The 16877-nt window shown below is 66.2% G+C and carries 15 protein-coding genes; 9 read left to right on the top strand and 6 right to left on the bottom strand.

Annotated features, from left to right (window positions below; all coding sequences use genetic code 11):
• Positions 1-154 precede the first annotated feature (154 nt).
• Together ACP69S_RS08435 and ACP69S_RS08430 are read left to right on the top strand one after the other, a co-directional pair.
• Positions 155-1906 (top strand): class I adenylate-forming enzyme family protein, encoded by a 1752-nt coding sequence (locus ACP69S_RS08435; protein ID WP_425996187.1) that lies wholly within the window; start codon positions 155-157, stop codon positions 1904-1906.
• A gap of 19 nt (positions 1907-1925) precedes the next feature.
• Entirely contained in the window at positions 1926-2291 is a 366-nt protein-coding gene (locus ACP69S_RS08430; RefSeq protein ID WP_425996185.1) for an iron chaperone, read from the top strand.
• On the opposite strand, the gene ACP69S_RS08425 is transcribed toward ACP69S_RS08430, so the two are convergent.
• Positions 2288-3772 carry an amidase gene (locus ACP69S_RS08425; RefSeq protein ID WP_425996183.1) on the bottom strand — a complete coding sequence of 495 codons (1485 nt, stop codon included), beginning with the start codon at positions 3770-3772 and terminating at the stop codon, positions 2288-2290. The genes ACP69S_RS08430 and ACP69S_RS08425 overlap by 4 nt on opposite strands.
• Positions 3773-3872: 100 nt before the next feature.
• Between ACP69S_RS08425 and ACP69S_RS08420 the strand changes: the two genes are divergently transcribed.
• Entirely contained in the window at positions 3873-4604 is a 732-nt protein-coding gene (locus ACP69S_RS08420) for a TlyA family RNA methyltransferase (protein ID WP_425996181.1), read from the top strand.
• 66 nt (positions 4605-4670) lie between these two features.
• Here the strand turns inward: ACP69S_RS08420 and ACP69S_RS08415 are convergent, their stop codons facing one another.
• A complete protein-coding gene (locus ACP69S_RS08415) occupies positions 4671-5306 on the bottom strand; it encodes a glycine zipper 2TM domain-containing protein (protein ID WP_425996179.1) in 636 nt (211 codons plus the stop codon).
• A gap of 257 nt (positions 5307-5563) precedes the next feature.
• On the opposite strand from ACP69S_RS08415, the gene ACP69S_RS08410 reads away from it, so the two are divergent.
• From ACP69S_RS08410 to ACP69S_RS08395, 4 genes are all read left to right on the top strand, one after another.
• The gene (locus ACP69S_RS08410; RefSeq protein WP_425996177.1) at positions 5564-6796 is read left to right on the top strand and encodes a class I SAM-dependent RNA methyltransferase; all 1233 of its coding nucleotides are present in this window, start codon (positions 5564-5566) and stop codon (positions 6794-6796) included.
• Between the two features lie 7 nt (positions 6797-6803).
• Positions 6804-7868, top strand: a complete 1065-nt coding sequence (locus tag ACP69S_RS08405; protein WP_425996175.1) for a class I SAM-dependent methyltransferase — start codon at positions 6804-6806, stop codon at positions 7866-7868.
• Positions 7869-7923: 55 nt separating this feature from the next.
• A complete protein-coding gene (locus ACP69S_RS08400; RefSeq protein ID WP_425996173.1) occupies positions 7924-8943 on the top strand; it encodes an acyltransferase family protein in 1020 nt (339 codons plus the stop codon).
• Between the two features lie 145 nt (positions 8944-9088).
• Positions 9089-10339 (top strand): RNA polymerase sigma factor, encoded by a 1251-nt coding sequence (locus ACP69S_RS08395; RefSeq protein ID WP_425996171.1) that lies wholly within the window; start codon positions 9089-9091, stop codon positions 10337-10339.
• Between the two features lie 13 nt (positions 10340-10352).
• On the opposite strand, the gene ACP69S_RS08390 is transcribed toward ACP69S_RS08395, so the two are convergent.
• The gene (locus ACP69S_RS08390; protein WP_425996170.1) at positions 10353-10853 is read right to left on the bottom strand and encodes an SRPBCC family protein; all 501 of its coding nucleotides are present in this window, start codon (positions 10851-10853) and stop codon (positions 10353-10355) included.
• A 77-nt stretch (positions 10854-10930) separates the two neighbouring features.
• The gene (locus ACP69S_RS08385; protein WP_425996168.1) at positions 10931-12016 is read right to left on the bottom strand and encodes a PA0069 family radical SAM protein; all 1086 of its coding nucleotides are present in this window, start codon (positions 12014-12016) and stop codon (positions 10931-10933) included.
• Between the two features lie 80 nt (positions 12017-12096).
• Between ACP69S_RS08385 and ACP69S_RS08380 the strand changes: the two genes are divergently transcribed.
• Complete coding sequence (locus ACP69S_RS08380) at positions 12097-12585, top strand: glycosyltransferase (RefSeq protein ID WP_425996166.1); 489 nt, start codon at positions 12097-12099, stop codon at positions 12583-12585.
• Position 12586: 1 nt separating this feature from the next.
• Here ACP69S_RS08380 and ACP69S_RS08375 read toward each other — a convergent pair whose 3' ends face one another.
• On the bottom strand, positions 12587-14107 hold the full coding sequence (locus ACP69S_RS08375; protein WP_425996304.1) for a lytic transglycosylase domain-containing protein: 1521 nt from the start codon (positions 14105-14107) through the stop codon (positions 12587-12589).
• Between the two features lie 95 nt (positions 14108-14202).
• Positions 14203-15021, bottom strand: a complete 819-nt coding sequence (locus ACP69S_RS08370; protein WP_425996164.1) for a uracil-DNA glycosylase — start codon at positions 15019-15021, stop codon at positions 14203-14205.
• A gap of 164 nt (positions 15022-15185) precedes the next feature.
• Between ACP69S_RS08370 and ACP69S_RS08365 the strand changes: the two genes are divergently transcribed.
• Complete coding sequence (locus tag ACP69S_RS08365; protein WP_425996163.1) at positions 15186-16859, top strand: electron transfer flavoprotein-ubiquinone oxidoreductase; 1674 nt, start codon at positions 15186-15188, stop codon at positions 16857-16859.
• The last annotated feature ends 18 nt before the right edge of the window (positions 16860-16877 follow it).

Below are 16877 nucleotides of genomic sequence, written 5' to 3'. Positions count from 1 at the left end.
TGGCGCTTTGACGTTACGGCATGCCGCTTACCTGAACCCTAGGTTATCGATGTTCCCTTAGGATCAAACAGACGTTTGCATCGGGCTCGCGGCTGTGCTTTCTCCCTATTGAACGCGCTCGATTACAAGGCGCGACCATACCGGGAGAGTAAACATGACCCAGGCCACCCCCGCGTCGATTCCTTGGCCCGCCATGTCGGTTCAGCAAGCCTATGCCATGATCACCCAGCCGGGCACGGCTGGCGAGATGGAAGAGGTTGAGATCCGCGGCGTGAAGACCCGGACCTGGAAAAACGTCCCGCCGACCTTGCGCGACACGCTGGTTCTGGGCCGCGCCCATGGCGAGCGGATATTCCTGGTTCACGAGGACGAGCGGGTCAGCTTCGAGGCCTTCTACCGCGCCGTCACGGTGTTCGCGGCCGAGCTGGCGGCCAAGGGTGTGCAGAAGGGCGACCGTGTCGCCATCGTCATGCGCAACCTGCCTGAATGGCCGGTAGCCTTCTATGCAGGCATGGTGATCGGCGCGATCGTGACGCCTCTGAACGCCTGGTGGACGGCCGGCGAGCTGGAATACGGCCTGCTGGATTCCGGTGCCAAGACGCTGGTGGTCGATGTCGAGCGCTACGAGCGCCTGGCCGAGCACCTGCACAACTGCCCCGAGCTCGAGCGCGTCTATGTCAGCCGCGCCAAGGAAGAGATCGCCCACCCCTATGTTACGCGCCTGGAGACGGTGATCAGCTGTCCCAACGATTGGGCCAAGCTGGACGAACAGCCTCTGCCGACCACGCCGCTGACGGCTGATGACGACGCGACGATCTTCTACACCTCGGGCACCACCGGTAAGCCCAAGGGCGCCATCGGCACCCATCGCAACATCAACAGCAACATCTTCGCCGCCGCCGCCGCCGGCGCGCGCAGCTTCCTGCGTCGGGGCGAAGCGCCGCCGGAGCCCGATCCCAACGGCCCGCAGCGCGGCTCGCTCATCTCGGTGCCGTTCTTCCACGCCACCGGCTGTTTCGCGGTCCTGAACCCGTCGCTGTTCGGCGGCGCAAAGCTGGCCATGATCCGCAAGTGGGATCCCGACAAAGCCATGCAGCTGATTCAGGACGAGCGCCTGACCCAAATGGGCGGCGTTCCAACCATCGCATGGCAGATCATCGAGCATCCCAACCGCGAGAAGTACGACCTGTCCTCCATCGAGGCCGTGGCCTATGGCGGCGCGCCGTCGGCTCCCGAGCTGGTCCGCAAGATCAAGGAAATCTGGCCCAAAGCCTCGCCCGGCAACGGCTGGGGCATGACCGAGACCTCGGCGACTGCCACCAGTAACTCGGCGGAAGACTACGAGAACCGCCCCGACAGCTGCGGCCCCGCTGTTCCGGTCACCGACCTGAAGATCATGACCGTCGAAGAGCCGCATCGCGAACTGCCCATCGGTGAGGTCGGCGAGCTGTGGTGCCGCGGCCCGCAGGTCGTGCGCGGCTATTGGAACAAGCCTGAAGCGACGGCCCAGACCTTCATCGATGGCTGGGTGAAGACCGGGGACCTGGCGCGTCTCGACGCCGAGGGTTTCTGCTTCATCATCGACCGCGCCAAGGACATGCTGATCCGGGGTGGAGAGAACATCTACTGCATCGAGGTCGAGAACCTTCTCTACGACCATCCGGCGGTGATGGACGCGGCCCTGGTCGGCATTGATCACAAGACGCTGGGCGAGGAGCCTGCGGCCGTCGTGACCCTCAAGCCCGGCGCGGAAGCCACCGAGGCCGAACTGCGGGCCTTCGTCGCCGACCGCCTTGCGGCCTACAAGGTGCCGGTCAAGGTGGTGTTCTGGCACGAGACCTTGCCGCGCAACGCCAATGGCAAGATCATGAAGAACGAACTCAAGAAGGTGTTCGTCGAGGGGTAGGGTCCTTACGGAGGCGGAGATGGTCCAGTCGAAGGCGGCGAACGTCGATGACTACATGTCGGAGGTCTCGCCCGACCGCAGGCCGGCGCTGGACCGCCTTCGGGCGCTTTGTCTCGAAGCCTTCGGGGGCGAGCATGAACTGATGGCGTTCGGCATGCCGGCCTATGGCGATCCCAAGCTGCCCTGGATCGCGTTCAATAGCCAAAAGCAGCACATCTCGTTCTATGCCGGCCAAGCGGCTGTTGAAGCCTTCGCCGACCGCCTGAAGGGCGTCGACTACGGCAAGGGCTGCATTCGCTGGCGTAAGCCAGAGGCAATGGACTTCGAGTTGATCGCGGACATCCTCTCGGACATCCGCGATCAAGGACCCGGCGGCTGTCGCTAGAGCGAGGTCGGCGGCTTGCGGTGCGCCCAGGGCTGAGCGGCTTCCAGCTGATAGGCCAATTGGAACAGCATCTTCTCCGAACCCGCGCGCCCGGCGAAGTGGACGCCGACCGGCAGGCCGTCAGCGGTCCAGTGCAGCGGCATGCTCATGGCCGGCGCGCCGGCGACGTTTTGCACCGGCGTGTAGCCGACATAGTCCATCAGCCGCGCCTGCAGGGTCTGGAACGGCACATCGCCGCTGACGAAGCCCAGCTCGACCGGCGGGCTGCCCAGCACCGGCGACAGGATGACGTCGTACCGGGTCAGCCAGTCATCATAGGCCTTCGACGCGGCCTGCAGACGGCCGACAGCGGCCTCGATGTCGCCCGGCTTCAGGCTGGCGACCAGTTCCGCCATGCCCAGGCTAAAGGGCTCCAACACACTGGCGTCGGCCTTGCGGCCCAGCGCCTTGCTGACGCCGGCGACCAGTTCGGCAGCGCCGGTGGACCACAGGGCGGTGAAGTCGCGTCCAAACTGGGCGCCGTCCATCGGCCAGGAGGTGGGTTCAACGCGGTGACCCAGGCTGGCCATCAGCTTGGCTGCGCCCTCGACGGCGGCGATCACCTCTGCGTCGGGCTTGCGGCCCGTGCCGGTTTCCAGGATCAACCCGACCTTCAGACGCTTCTTCAGCGGCTTGGTGACCACGCCGATGGCCTTGAAGGGCGAGCCCGTCGCCGTGCGTTCGCTGGCGGCGAACATGGCTGCCGAGTCGCGGACGCTGTGGCTGACCACATGGGCCACGGAAAGGTCGATGCCCCGGCTGTGAGGCCGACCCTCGATCATCCGGCCGCGCGAAGGCTTCAGGCCAAACAGGCCGCAATTGGCCGCTGGAATGCGGATCGAGCCGCCCCCGTCGCTGGCGTGGGCAAAGGGCACGATGCCAGCCGCCGTCGCGGCTGCGGCGCCGCCCGATGAGCCGCCCGGCGAGTGCTTCAGGCTCCAGGGATTGCGGGTGGGCAGGAAGCCCATGGGCTCGGTTGTCGGCAGGAAGCCGTATTCCGGTGTCGTCGACTTGCCGATTACCACCAGGCCGGCCCGATCATAGGCGTCGACAAAGGCGGTCTGGGCCTTTTCGGGGCGAGCGCCCATCGAGCTGCGCGAGCCGTAGCGCGTGGGCAGGCCGGTATAGGGGTCCAGGTCCTTGATCAGGAATGGAACGCCGGCGAACGGGCCGGAAAGCTGGCCGCCCTTGGCCTTGTCCATGGCCCGGTCGAAATCGGAGGTCACCAGGGCGCCGATCTTGGGCTGCAGGGCTTCGGCCTTGCGGATCGCCTCCTCGACCACTTCGACGACACTGACCTCTTTGCGGCGGATGCGGCCAGCGATCTCGGTGGCGTCGGGCGTCCAGGCCGGTAGGCTGGCGGCCCTTGGCTTGGCTTCGACGGACGGGGCGGCGGCGATCGCGGCCGAGGCGGCCAGCAGGCCGCGGCGACTGAAGTGCATGAGAATCCCTCCCGAGCGACCGGCGTCTTGGCGCGCCGGTGAACAGCGTTCAGTTGAACCTGAAGCGACCGTCACCGCAAGTCCGTGCTAGACCCCGCCCATGACCCGTAGACGTGTAGATGTTCTGATGATGGAGCGCGGCCTGTTCGACAGCCGCGCCAAGGCCCGCGAGGCCATAGAAGCCGGGCTGGTGCGCGCCGATGGCGTGTTGGTGCTCAAGCCATCCGAGATGGTCGAGGAGCACGTCTCGATTCGTTCTTCCCTGGCCCATCCGTGGGTCGGGCGCGGCGCCTTGAAGCTGGTCCACGCCCTGGACCTGTGGCCCATCGCCGTCGAGGGTAAGGTCGCCATCGATGTCGGCGCCTCTACCGGCGGCTTTACCGAGGTGCTGCTGTCGCGCGGGGCGGCCAAGGTTTATGCGGTCGATGTCGGGCGCGAGCAGCTGCACCACAGTTTGGTCGAGGATGAGCGGGTTGTTGATCTGTCTGGCACCGATGCCCGAATTCTGGACACCAGCTGGATCGAGGAAGACCCGGAACTGATCGTCAGCGATGTCAGCTTCATCTCGATGACCAAGGCCTTGCCGGCCGCGCTGGCGCTGGCGTCGTCGGGCGCCGATCTTGTCACGCTGGTGAAGCCGCAGTTCGAGGCGGGGAAGGGCCATGTGGGCAAGAACGGGCTGGTCAAGGATCCGCAAACCATCGCGCGGGTGCGCCGCGAGATCGTTGATTTCCTGGAGGAAGCGGGCTGGACCGTGATGGGCGAGGACGAAAGCCCGATCACCGGCGGCGACGGCCAGGTCGAGAGCCTGGTCTGGGCTCGCCGCAGATAGAAAACGGCCGCTCACACGAGGCGAGCGGCCGTCTGATCTGCGAGCTATTCAGTACAAGCTGGGCGCTTAGTCCACGACCTGGAAACGGCCTTGGGCGTCGGGGCAGACCCGCACGAAGCGCTTCTGAACGCGGCCGTCTGGCAGGTAGATCGGGCTTTCGGCCAGGGTGCAGCCATTGACGTCGGCCGAGCGCTGATCGACGCGGTACGAATAGGAGTCCCGACGATAGGAGTCCCGACGATAGGCGTCGCGGTCGGCGTCGCGGCGCGCGTCTTCGTAGCGGCGATCGTCATAGGGCCGGGCGTCATAGCGGTCGTCGTAGCTGTTATAGGCGGTCGGCGGAGGCGGAGGCGAGCGGTGGGTCGGAGTGCAGGCCGCCGAGTTCTTGCCGATGTTGCTACCGATCACTGCGCCCAGAAGACCGCCCAAGACGGCGCCTTCGGTCTTGGCGCCATTGCCCGAGACGCTGCCGCCGATAGCCGCGCCAAGACCGGCGCCAGCGAGACCGCCACCCGTGCCGCGCTGCGTCGTGCTGCGGCGGCAGGGATCGTAGTAGTAGCCGTTGTTGTCATAGGCGCCGCTGCGATAGCTGGGCTGGCCATAGGCCTGGGCGCTGGCGAAAGTAGGGGCGAAAGCGCCGGCGGCAACAGCCGCGACGGCGGCGCACAGAGCGATCTTCATGGTCGGCGTCCTGTTGGTCATGGCGATGATCTCAAGCCTACTGATGTCATTTTTAGGTCAGCCGAAAGTGCACCCGACCACCCGACATTGGCATCCTGTTGGCGCGAAGATGAACGGACCTTGAGCGGAGCGTTCATCTTCCTTCATGCCAAATGACCCTTTTAAGGGTATGGACACCCGCGACGGGGTCATCAGACCCCCGCGCCCGCCGCCAGTACGGCTCATGGGCTTGAATTGGCGTGACCTTTCGAAGGTTCCGCCGCGAGATTGGATACGGAATGCGTGAAGTGATCATCGACGCGGTCGGCGCTCAGGGCGACGGCATCGTCCGAGACGGCCCGGTGTTTGTCCCTCTGACCCTGCCGGGCGAGCGGGCCACGGTGAAGATGGACGGTTCGCGCGGCGAGCTGCTTGAAATCCTCGACGCCAGCCCGGATCGCGTCACGCCGCCGTGCAAGCATTTTGGCGACTGTGGTGGCTGCACCAGCCAGCACTGGGCGCAGCAGCCCTATCTGGACTGGAAGGCCGAGCTGATCCGCGTCCAGCTCTCGCACGAAGGCATTGAGACCGAGATCCTGCCGGCCTTCGCCGCCCCGCCGGCCTCGCGTCGCCGCGTCGCCCTGCACGCCCGCGGCGGCAAGGGCGGGGTGCGCCTGGGCTTCAAGGAGCGCCGCTCCTGGAACCTGGTGAAGATCGAGGAATGCCCGGTTTCCGACCCGCGTCTGGTCGCCGCCTTCCCGGCCTTGGCGCGCCTGGCCCAGCCGTTCCTGGAACACCCCAAGTCGGCGCCGACCTTGCACGTCACCCTGACGGCGACGGGCCTCGACATCGACATCACCGGCGTCGAAGCCAAGAGCGGAGGCCTCTCGGCCGACGCCCGGATGGTCGCGGCCATGGCGGCCAGCGAAGGCGACTTCGCACGCGTCACCCTGGCGGGTGAAGTGGTCTACATGGATCGCCAGCCGCTGGTGAAGCTGGGTCCCGCCTTGGTCGCCCTGTCGCCGGGCTCCTTCCTGCAGGCCGTGCCCCAAGCCGAGAAGGCTATGGTCGCCTTCGCCGTCGAGGCGGCCCAGGGCGCGAGCAAGATCGCCGACCTCTATTGCGGAGCAGGCACCTTCACCTTCCGTCTGGCCGAAGTCGCGGCAGTCCATGCGGCCGACGCCTCAGCGCCGGCCATCAGCGCCTTGAAGGCCGCCATCGGCGGGGCTCCGGGTCTCAAGCCGATCACCGCCGAGGCGCGTGATCTGGTTCGCCGGCCGGTGCTGACCATGGAACTGACCAAGACCGACGTGGTGGTCATCGATCCGCCGCGCGCCGGGGCGTTCGAGCAGACCGTCGAGATCGCCAATTCCAAGGTCGCCAGGGTGGTTAGCGTCTCGTGCAACCCGGCCACCTTCGCCCGGGACGCCCGGATGCTGGTCGATGCCGGCTTCAAACTGGAAAAGGTGCTGCCAGTGGACCAGTTCGTCTGGTCGCCCCATATTGAACTTGTCGGGATCTTCTCGCGATGAGGCAGGCATGGACGATCAGGCGATCGGGCGACGTGAGCGCAGAGCCTTCGCGCTAGACGCGGTCGGGCAGCGCGCCAAGGCGGCGGCCAAGGCCGTCTGGTGGAGCGCTGCCGGCGGGCTGGCGCGCGCTATCACCCGGCCCACCCAGGGCGAAGCTGCGCGAAGCTTCCAGCCCGAGGGAGCGCAGGTCTCGAAGGAGCGCCTGCGCCGCGTTTACCTGGAGGCGTTCGAAAAGGACGCCCGCGACGTTGCCGACGGTCTCTATCCCGCCGTCGAGGACGCGCCGACCCGGCCGGTCAAGGCCTTGTTGCGCGCTCTGGATTTCCTGTTGGATGCCCGCGCGGTGGATCAACGCCGGCGGCGAGGCGATGGCGTAGAGGTTAGGTCCGAGGCGGAAACTGAAGCCTATCCAAACTATTATCGCCAAAACTTCCACTATCAGTCGGGCGGCTGGTTTACAGCGGAGAGCGCCCGGCGCTACGACACCCAGGTTGAGGCCCTGTTCGCGGGCACGGCCGGGGCCATGCGCCGACGCGGACTGTCTTTGCTGGCAAAACACTGGCGGGGCCGAGATCATCGCGAGCTGCTTATCGTCGATGCGGCCTGCGGGGCGGGCGCTTTTCTTCGCGATCTGAAGGCCGCCTTTCCTCGCGCCGCTCTGGCGGGGCTCGACTTGTCATCGGCCTATCTGGCCCAGGCGCGTCGACGCTCCGGCGTCGGGATGGTGCAGGCCAATATCGAGACCCTGCCGTTCGCCGACGGATCGCTGGATGCGGTGAGCTGCGTCTACCTGTTCCACGAACTGCCGCCGCGTGTTCGACCCGTGGTGGCGGCCTCTATCGCCCGGTCTCTCAAGCCAGGCGGCGTGCTGGTCTTTGTCGACTCGGTGCAGCCGACCGACGAGCCGAATCTGGCGCGTCTGCTGGACGCCTTTCCAGCCTATTTCCACGAGCCCTACTATTCGACCTACGCCCAGACCGATCTGGCGGCCCTGTTCAGCGGGGCCGGCCTGCGGCTGGTCGGTGAGGATCGGGCTTTTCTGACCAAGGCCATGCTGTTCGAAAAGGCCTGAGGCTGGACGGACGGGCGCAGGCGCGGCACTAAGCGCTGTGTCAGGGGCGAGCGCGTTGGGGCAATCGATCGACGGCGGGCGTCGCTATGAGGCCCTGGACGGGCTGCGCGGCGTCGCGGCCCTGGGCGTGCTGCTGTACCATCTCGGGGGTTGGACCTATCGCCCTTGGCTGATGGCCCATGGCTATCTGGCCGTGGACTTCTTCTTCTGTCTGAGCGGCTTCGTCCTGGCCCACGCCTATGGCGCGCGGACCATGGGCTGGCTGGGCTTCATGCGCGCGCGCCTGATCCGCGTCTGGCCGCTGATCGGACTGTCGATGGTCGCGGGCGCGCTGGTGATGATCGGGCACCGTGACAGCATCCTGATGTGCCTGCTGATGGGGCTGCTGGTCTTGCCTCGGATCTGGGTTGATGACGAGGACAGTTTCTCACCACTTTTCCCTTTGAATCCGCCGGCCTGGTCGTTGTTCCTGGAGTTGCTGGCCAGCGCCCTCTGGTTCCCCGCCAGACGCCTGTCGACGCTGTGGCTGGTGCTGGTCATCTTCGTCTCGGGCGGCGTGCTGATCGGCATCGCCTATGGCATGGGCGGGGTGCAGACCGGCTGGGATCGCGCCACCTACTGGATCGGGATTATCCGCACGATCTTCCCGTTTGCCCTGGGCTGGGGATGTTATCGGGTCCAGGCCTATGTGCGGCTCGCGGCGCCGGCATGGTTGCTGGCCCTGGTGCTGCTGGCCGCCCTGGCCGTGCCGCCGATGGACTACACCGCCACCTATGATCTGGTCTGCGTGGCCATGGTGTTCCCGTTGATCGTGCTTCTGGGCCATCGCGATCCCGAAGGTCGGGTCGGAACGATTTGCCGGTTCAGCGGCGAGGTTTCCTATCCGCTTTACGCCCTGCACTGGGTGCTATGGGAACTGGTGCTACGCGCCTTCCGCGCTGTTGGCGGTAAGGGCTACCCAACCCTGTTCGTCGCGATCGCGGTGTTGCTGATCATCGCCGGGGCCTGGGGCGTTCTGAGGGCTTACGACATACCAGTCCGTCGGTGGCTTAAGGCGCGCTGGCCAACGACCTGAGATTTTTCACACGTGCGGTGTCGGCGCGCGGCATGCTCGTTAGTCCTGGGGACAAGACGAGGATCCGCCCATGCTCTACGCCATCCTTTGCTATCACGACGAATACACCGTCTGCGCCTGATCGCAGGAGCAGAATGACAAGGTCATGGCTGACCCCGCCTGGATCGACGCGACGCTTGCCGCCGCCCGTCCCCAGGCGACGGCCGCCCTGCCGCGCTTTTTCCGCGATCTGGACGCGGCGCAGGAGGCCTTCCAGGACGCCTGCCTGCGGGCTCTGCAAAACTGGCCGAAAAACGGCCCGCCGCGTGATCCGACCGCCTGGTTGATTCTGGTCGGCCGCAACGCCGCCATCGACGCCAGCCGCAAGACCAGCCGCCAGCAGCCGCTGCCGCCGGAGGAGTTGCTTTCGAATCTGGAAGACGCCGAAGCCGCGCTTGTCGAGCGCCTGGATGGCTCGCGCTATCGCGACGACGTCCTGCGGCTTCTGTTCATCTGCTGCCATCCCGACCTGCCGGCCACCCAGCAGATCTCCCTGGCCTTGCGCGTGATTTCGGGTTTGTCGGTCAAACAGATCGCCAGGGCTTTCCTGGTCAGCGAAGCGGCCATGGAGCAGCGGATCACCCGCGCAAAGGCCAAGGTGGCCGGCGGCGACGCTGCCTTCGAGACCCCGGGACCCATCGAGCGCGCCGAGCGCCTCGCGGCGGTGGCGGCGATGATCTATCTCGTTTTCAACGAAGGCTACTCGGCCAGCGGCGCGGCGGTGGAGGCGAGGGGGCCGCTGAGCGACGAAGCCATCCGCCTGGCGCGGCTGCTGCTGCGGCTGTTCCCGTCCGAGCCGGAGATCATGGGGCTGACGGCCCTGATGCTGCTGCAGCACGCCCGCTCGGCGGCGCGGTTCGACCAGCACGGCGCGGCGATCCTGCTCGACGACCAGGACCGGGGGCTGTGGCACAGGCGGATGATTGATGAGGGTTTGGCCTTGATCGACAAGGCGATGTGGCGGCGTCGGCCGGGGCCGTATCAGGTGCAGGCGGCCATTGCGGCCCTGCACGCCCGCGCGGCAAAACCGGAAGACACCGACTGGGCCGGGATCGACCAGCTTTACGAGACATTGGAGCGTATGCAGCCTTCGCCGGTGGTGACGCTGAACCACGCGGTCGCTGTGGCCAAGGTTGAGGGGGCTGAGGCGGCCTTGGCGATGATCGAGTCCTTGGAACCGCGGCTCGGCGGCTACTTCCATTTCCACGGCGCGCGGGGAGCCTTCTTGCTGGAGATGGGGCAGGCGGATGAGGCCAGGGTCGCCTTCGACCGGGCCATCGCCTTGGCCAGAACCGCCGCCGAAGCGGCTCACATTCGGCAGCACCTGGATCGGATGAAGCGCGAAGCCGCACCCTGAATCCTCAGTCAGATCAAACCACTGCCGGAGAATTTTCGATCTGGTGCATCAGGACTTTGGCCAGCTGATCGAGAAGCAGCCGCCAGCCAGCCTCGCGCATTTTCGGTCCGTCGGCGCCTTCGAAAAACGCCCCTTGATGCGTGCAGGTCAGGATAGTTCCGTCTGTCGTCGGCGACAGCGTGATGGTCACGAGCGAGGCCGAGATACGCCGGCCGCCCAGGCTCATGGTCGAGGCGATGACGACCCGGATCCCCGGCTGGATGTCCAGATAGGTCCCGTCGCTCGACAGGATGACGCCTACGAAAGGACCGCCCGGCTTGAAGCGATAGCGGGCGATCTCGGCGCCGCCGATCTGGAAGTCCATGTCGAAAGCTTCGATGTCATGGCTGGGGCTTTCAGCGAACCACCGCCTTTTGACCTTGGCGTCGGCGAACGCGGCGAACACCCGCTCAGGTCTGGCCGGATAGACGCGTTCGAGAACGAAGGTGTCGTGAACGACCGCGGGATCCGCCATAGGTTGGCTCCGCATTAGTAAAGTGATAACTTCACTAATGCGCCGGATCGGCTCAGCGTCAAGTGAAAGCGAGCGCATCAAAACAGGCTCAACTGGTCGCCGGCCTTGGCGGGAACCCGGAACGCCCCGACGTCCATCAGCTGCACAGGCGCTTCCAGACCGAACCGCCGGCGGGCGACGTCAAACCGCTGGCTCATCACCTCGGCGACGGGACCCTCTCCGGTCATGCGCGTCCCCCATTCCGAGGCATAGGCCGCGCCGCCGCGCATCTGACGGACCAGCGACATCACCCGCTTGGCGCGGTCGGGGTGGTCTGCGGCCAGCCATTGCTGGAAGAGATCGCTGATCTCCAATGGCAGGCGCAGGGCGACATAGCCGGCCGAGGTCGCTCCAGCCTCGGTCGCGCGCTGCAGTATGGACTCCATCTCGTGGTCGTTCAGCGACGGGATCGAGGGCGCGAACATCACCGTCACCGGCACGCCGGCTGCGGCCAACTGGCGGATGGCGTCGATCCGGCGCTCGGGCGTGGCGGCGCGCGGCTCCATGCTGCGGGCCAGCTTGCGGTCAAGGGTCGTGACCGACACCGCCGCCCGCGCCAGGCCCGCCTTGCCCATGGGACCAAGGATATCGAGATCGCGGACGATCAGCGCCGATTTGGTGATGATCGTGAAGGGGTGGTTGAACCGCGCCAGGGTCTCGATCACCGCCCGGGTGACGCGCAGGGTCTTTTCCTGCGGCTGGTAGGGATCAGTGTCGCCGCCGATATGGATGACCTGCGGCTTGTAGGTCGGCTTCGACAGCTCGCGCTCCAGCAGCTTGCCCGCCTCGGGCTTGAAGAACAGCTTGGATTCGAAGTCGAGGCCGGGCGAGAGCCCCAGATAGGCGTGGGCCGGGCGGGCGTAGCAGTAGATGCAGCCGTGTTCGCAGCCCCGATAGGGATTGATCGAGCGATTGAAGCTGATGTCCGGGCTGTCGTTCTTGGCGATGATGGTCTTGGACTTCATCGGCTGGATGGTGGTGGTCAACGGCCGCGCCGCCTCGTCTTCCTCCGTCCAGCCATCCTCGAAGGCCTCGGAGCGGAAGCTCTCGAAGCGGCTGGTCTCGTTCGACCGCGCGCCGCGGCCTCGGAGCGCGACGCGGTTCATGTGTGAGGGGACGGCCATGGCGCAAACCGTAACGTTGAAATGAGAACATAACAAGAACTACCCTTGACCGATGCGCCCGGCGCCTTGAAGCAAGGCGCATGATCACCGTCGTCATCCCGACCCACGACAGCGCCCACCTGATCGGGCCGTGCCTTTCCAGCCTGGTGACAGCGGCGGTAGACGGGTTGGTCCGCGAAGTCGTGCTGGCCGATGGTGGCTCCACCGATGGCACACTGGACATCGCCGAGGATTGCGGAGCACGGGTCGTGGCCGCTGGAGTCGATGTTGGCGCGCGTCTGGCGGTGGCTTGCGCACGGCCGCGCGGTGACTGGCTGATGCTGCTGGAGCCCGATGCGATCCTGCCGGAAGGCTGGCGGCTGGTGGTGGAAAAGCAGATCAATGCGAGCTGGGACAAGGCAGCCAGCCTGCCGCGTCCGGGCCTGTCGTGGTTTCGCCGGCCGTTCGTGTCACCGCAAGGCCTGCTGCTCTCGGCGCGCCGCTATGAGGCCATCGGTGGCTTCAAGGCCGGCGACAAGGGCTTTGCGAGACTGATTGGCGCGGTCGGCGCCAATCGGCTGGTCTGGTGACCTAGAGGTCCAGGCGGAAGTCGATCTCGCGCGCGCCCATCGCCACGGCGTCCAGGGTGCGGGTCTCGGCTCCCATCAGGCGGCGATAGGTCCAGTACGAGGCCACGACCTTCTCGACATAGTTGCGCGTCTCGACGGCCGGTAGGCTTTCAATCAGTAGCAGGCTGTCGCAATCGGCGCCCAGCTGGGCCTGGGTCTTCAGCAGGGTTCCCGGGCCGCCATTATAGGCCGCCACAGCGCGCAGCATGTCATTGCTCTGTAGGCCGCGATCCATCAGCCAGGTGAAATAGTCCTGACCGACCCGCAGGTTGAAGGCCGGGTCCAGCAACGGCGAAGTGTCGGCCAACAGCTTGTCGTCGCCGGCGGCGCGGGCGGCGGCGATCGGCATCAGTTGCATCAGGCCCGTGGCGCCGGCGCCTGAGACCGCCATCGGATCGAAACGGCTTTCCTGGCGCACCAAGGCGTAGACCATGGCCTTGTGGATCGTGAAGCCGCCCTTGGGCTCCAACGGGGGCAGGGGATAGTCCTCGGCGCCCAGGCGAGCCACCGGCCGGCCGGCGTTCAGCGGCGCGCGGGCATTCAGGGCCAGGGTCAGGCTCATCCAGTCGCCGCGCGCCTTCTCGGTTTCGGCCAAGGAAAGGCCGGCGCGCAGTTCCTGACCCGCTTCGACCCAGCGGCCGATCTGGGCCAGGGCGGCGGCGCGGCGGGCGCGGTCATCTGCGATCAGCAGACGGTTCAGCGAGGTGACGTCCGGGCCGTCATAGCTGAAGCGGCTGATCAGGGCGGCGATGGGGTCATCGGGATCATTGGGCAGGGCCACGCCGGCCAAGCTGAGCTGCCGCGCCGCGATCATGCCGTAGAAGGTGTTGGGCGAGCGGGCGGCCTCGATCAGCGCCTCGCGGGCGTCTGCGCTGCGACCGGCGCCGCTGGCGGCGCGGGCGGCCCAGAAGGCGCCGGCGGCGCGCAGCCAGTCGTCCTGGCTTTCGTCGCGGGCCACTTGGTCGAAAAAGCTCTGCGCCTGGGTATGTTGGCCTAGGCGATAGGAGGCCAGGCCCGCGATCCAGCGCTCGCCGCTGATCTGAGCCAGCGACAGGGCCTTGGCGATGTCGCCGGAATAATAGGCTTCGCGAGCGCCGCGAGCCTTGTCCGCCGCCGGCGGGCCTTTGTCGGAAGCGACGAACAACACCGGCGGTGAGGGGGCGGGCCCCTTCGCCGGCTTACGCTTGACCGCCAGCGTATAGACCTTGTCGGCCCCGGCCTCGTCGCCATAGGCCTTCAACCAGTCTGTCAGATCTTCGTATTCGGCTGTGTAGGCGCGCGGGTGCATGACCTTGCCGTAGGCCAGACGGCCGGCCAGGCTCTTGTCGCGGGTATTGGCGAAAGCGGCCTCAGCGGCGTCGAAATCGCCACGCTCCGAGGCCGAAAAGGCGGCGCGGTAGTAGCGGACATCGTCCTTGGACAGCGGCTCAAGGCTGGAGGCGTGAGCTTGTAAGCCGGCTAGACAGAGCAACAGGGCCGACATTGCGGCCAGAGTGCGCGCCAAGGATCGCAAATCGTACTCGCGTCGGCTCTCGAAAAGCGACGACGCGCCCCCGTTCCCACTGGTCGTAGAGAGTCCTAGTGGGGACGCTCCGGGCGATCAAGTCTTTCGGTCAGCGTCAGAAGGTCCTGCCAGGCCTTCTTCTTCGCCGCCGGCTGCCTGAGCAGGAAGGCCGGATGCAATGTGGGTAGGGCGGGCAGTTCGTTGGAACCGTCGGAGGCGGTCCATTCGAACCAGCGGCCACGCAGCGAAAGAATGCCCTCCTCGCGCCTCAGCATGGCCTTGGCCGAGGCGCCGCCCACCAGCATCAGCATCTTGGGGTTTACCAGTGCGATGGCGCGTTCCAGGAACGGCGCGCAGACGGATTGTTCCTGCGGGGTCGGCGTGCGGTTGCCGGGCGGGCGCCAAAAGACGGTGTTGGTGATGAAGACCCGGTCAGTCAGGCCAGCGGCTTTTATCATGCGGTCCAGCAGCTGCCCGGCGCGACCCACGAATGGCTGCCCTTGCGCGTCTTCGTCGGCGCCGGGGCCTTCGCCGATGATCATCAGGGGCGCGTCGCCTGGACCACGCGAAAACACCGCCTGCCTGGCGCCCTGGGTTTTCAGCGCACACCCCCCAAAGGCCGCGATGGCGGCGGCGAGGGCTTCGAGATCGTTGCAGGCAAGGGCGGCGGCCTTGGCCTGGGCAACGGCGGCGGCGATGTCGGGCGAGCCGCCGGCCACCAGGGTCGGGCGAGGTGCGGCCACGACCGGCGGCGGCTGGCTCTTGGCCCGCAACAGGGCCGCGCCCTCGGCGAGACGGTCGATCGGCGCATCGGCATAGGTGGCGTCGACGCCCGCATCCGCCCAGAAGGCGAGCAGGCTTTCGACGGCGCGCGGATCGACGGCGAGGCTCATGAGCGTATCCTTAGCGCGATCTTTGCCGGCTCTCCACGCTGCGCCGCAACAAAAGTCGTAGCTTTCTCCTTGACCACCGCCGCGTCACGTTCGGATAAGGTCAATTCAAACAGTCATAAGGCGGGCCCCATCCAAGCAAGTGATGGGGCCGGGCGGGAGATCTCATGAGCGAAGACCTCGAACGCGAGTCGATGGAATACGACGTCGTCATCGTCGGCGGCGGTCCCGCCGGCCTGTCGGCCGCGATCCGGCTGAAGCAACTGGCCGCTGAGGCGGGGACCGAGGTTTCGGTCGCCGTGCTGGAAAAGGGCTCCGAGGTCGGCGCCCATATCCTGTCGGGCGCGGTGATCGATCCTAAGGCCCTGAACGAGCTCTTCCCGAACTGGAAGGAAGAGGGCGCGCCGCTCGAGACGCCAGTGACAAAGGATCGCTTCCTGATCCTGGGTCCCCAGGGCGAGGCCTCGCTGCCGATGTTCGCCCTGCCGCCGTTCATGCACAACCACGGCTGCTACATCGCATCGCTAGGCAACGTGACCCGCTGGCTGGCCGGCAAGGCTGAGGAACTCGGCGTCGAGATCTATCCGGGCTTCGCCGCCTCCGACATGGTCTGGAACGACGACGGCTCGCTGAAGGGCGTCGTGGTCGGCGTGGTCGGTGTCGCCAAGGATGGCGAGAAGAAGGGCGACTACCAGCCCGGCATGGAACTGCACGGCAAATACGTCTTCATCGCCGAGGGCGTGCGCGGCTCGCTGGCCAAGCAACTGATCGCCAAGTTCGATCTTTCGGCCGGCAAGTCGCCTCAGAAGTTCGGTATCGGCATCAAGGAGCTGTGGCAGGTCCCGCCGGAAAAGCACCAGCCCGGCCTGGCCGAGCACACTACCGGCTGGCCGCTGGACGACAAGACCGGCGGTGGCAGTTTCATGTACCACTTCGGCGATAACTACGTGTCGATCGGCTATGTGGTGCACCTGAACTACAAGAACCCGTGGCTGTCGCCGTTCGACGAGTTTCAGCGCTTCAAGCACCATCCGTCGGTCAAGCCGCACCTGGAAGGCGGTCGCCGGATCTCCTATGGCGCGCGGGCCATCACCGAGGGCGGGTATCAGTCGATCCCCAAGCTGACCTTCCCGGGCGGCGCGCTGATCGGTTGCTCAGCCGGCGTCGTCAATGTGCCCCGCATCAAGGGCAGCCACAACGCCATGAAGACCGGCATGCTGGCCGCTGAACAAGCCTTCAAGGCCCTCGCCGCCGGCCGCGCCAGCGACGAGCTGGTCGAGTACCAGACAGCGTTCGAAAAGAGCTGGGTCGCCAAGGAACTGAAGGTCGTCCGCAACGCCAAGCCGCTGCTGGGCAAGCTGGGCACCTTCCTGGGCGGCGCCGTGGGCATGTTCGACATGTGGTGCACCCACCTGACCGGCGGCTTCTCGTTCTTCGGCACGATGCAGCACGACAAGACCGACGCCGCCTCGACCGGCCTGGCCAAGGACCACAAGCCCATCGTCTATCCCAAGCCAGACGGTGTGATCAGTTTCGACAAGTTGTCTTCGGTGTTCATCTCGGCCACTAACCACGAGGAAGACCAGCCTGCTCACCTTAAGCTGAAAGACCCGTCGATCCCGATCGCGGTCAATCTGCCGAAGTATGGCGAGCCGGCGCGGCTCTACTGCCCGGCTGGCGTCTATGAGGTGCTCTATAACGAGCAGGGCCAAGACCCGCGCTTCCAGATCAACGCCCAGAACTGCGTTCACTGCAAAACCTGCGACATCAAGGATCCGTCGCAGAACATCGTCTGGACGACGCCCGAAGGCGGTGGCGGCCCCAACTATCCGAACATGTGATGACACGGCCTCCTGATC

Origin of the sequence: Caulobacter sp. DWR1-3-2b1, assembly GCF_049895765.1 — a bacterium.
Taxonomy (GTDB): Bacteria; Pseudomonadota; Alphaproteobacteria; order Caulobacterales; family Caulobacteraceae; genus Caulobacter.
Note: the sequence above shows the minus strand (reverse complement) of the source record. Positions and strands in the feature narration are given on the sequence as shown.

Coding starts and splice junctions, on each gene's coding strand:
- ACP69S_RS08405 (WP_425996175.1), top strand. CDS start 6,804: ATGGACGATCAGGCGATCGGGCGACGTGAGCGCAGAGCCTTCGCGCTA.
- ACP69S_RS08415 (WP_425996179.1), bottom strand. CDS start 5,306: ATGACCAACAGGACGCCGACCATGAAGATCGCTCTGTGCGCCGCCGTC.
- ACP69S_RS08380 (WP_425996166.1), top strand. CDS start 12,097: ATGATCACCGTCGTCATCCCGACCCACGACAGCGCCCACCTGATCGGG.
- ACP69S_RS08420 (WP_425996181.1), top strand. CDS start 3,873: ATGACCCGTAGACGTGTAGATGTTCTGATGATGGAGCGCGGCCTGTTC.
- ACP69S_RS08375 (WP_425996304.1), bottom strand. CDS start 14,107: ATGTCGGCCCTGTTGCTCTGTCTAGCCGGCTTACAAGCTCACGCCTCC.
- ACP69S_RS08370 (WP_425996164.1), bottom strand. CDS start 15,021: ATGAGCCTCGCCGTCGATCCGCGCGCCGTCGAAAGCCTGCTCGCCTTC.
- ACP69S_RS08395 (WP_425996171.1), top strand. CDS start 9,089: ATGGCTGACCCCGCCTGGATCGACGCGACGCTTGCCGCCGCCCGTCCC.
- ACP69S_RS08410 (WP_425996177.1), top strand. CDS start 5,564: ATGCGTGAAGTGATCATCGACGCGGTCGGCGCTCAGGGCGACGGCATC.
- ACP69S_RS08430 (WP_425996185.1), top strand. CDS start 1,926: ATGGTCCAGTCGAAGGCGGCGAACGTCGATGACTACATGTCGGAGGTC.
- ACP69S_RS08435 (WP_425996187.1), top strand. CDS start 155: ATGACCCAGGCCACCCCCGCGTCGATTCCTTGGCCCGCCATGTCGGTT.
- ACP69S_RS08390 (WP_425996170.1), bottom strand. CDS start 10,853: ATGGCGGATCCCGCGGTCGTTCACGACACCTTCGTTCTCGAACGCGTC.
- ACP69S_RS08365 (WP_425996163.1), top strand. CDS start 15,186: ATGAGCGAAGACCTCGAACGCGAGTCGATGGAATACGACGTCGTCATC.
- ACP69S_RS08385 (WP_425996168.1), bottom strand. CDS start 12,016: ATGGCCGTCCCCTCACACATGAACCGCGTCGCGCTCCGAGGCCGCGGC.
- ACP69S_RS08425 (WP_425996183.1), bottom strand. CDS start 3,772: ATGCACTTCAGTCGCCGCGGCCTGCTGGCCGCCTCGGCCGCGATCGCC.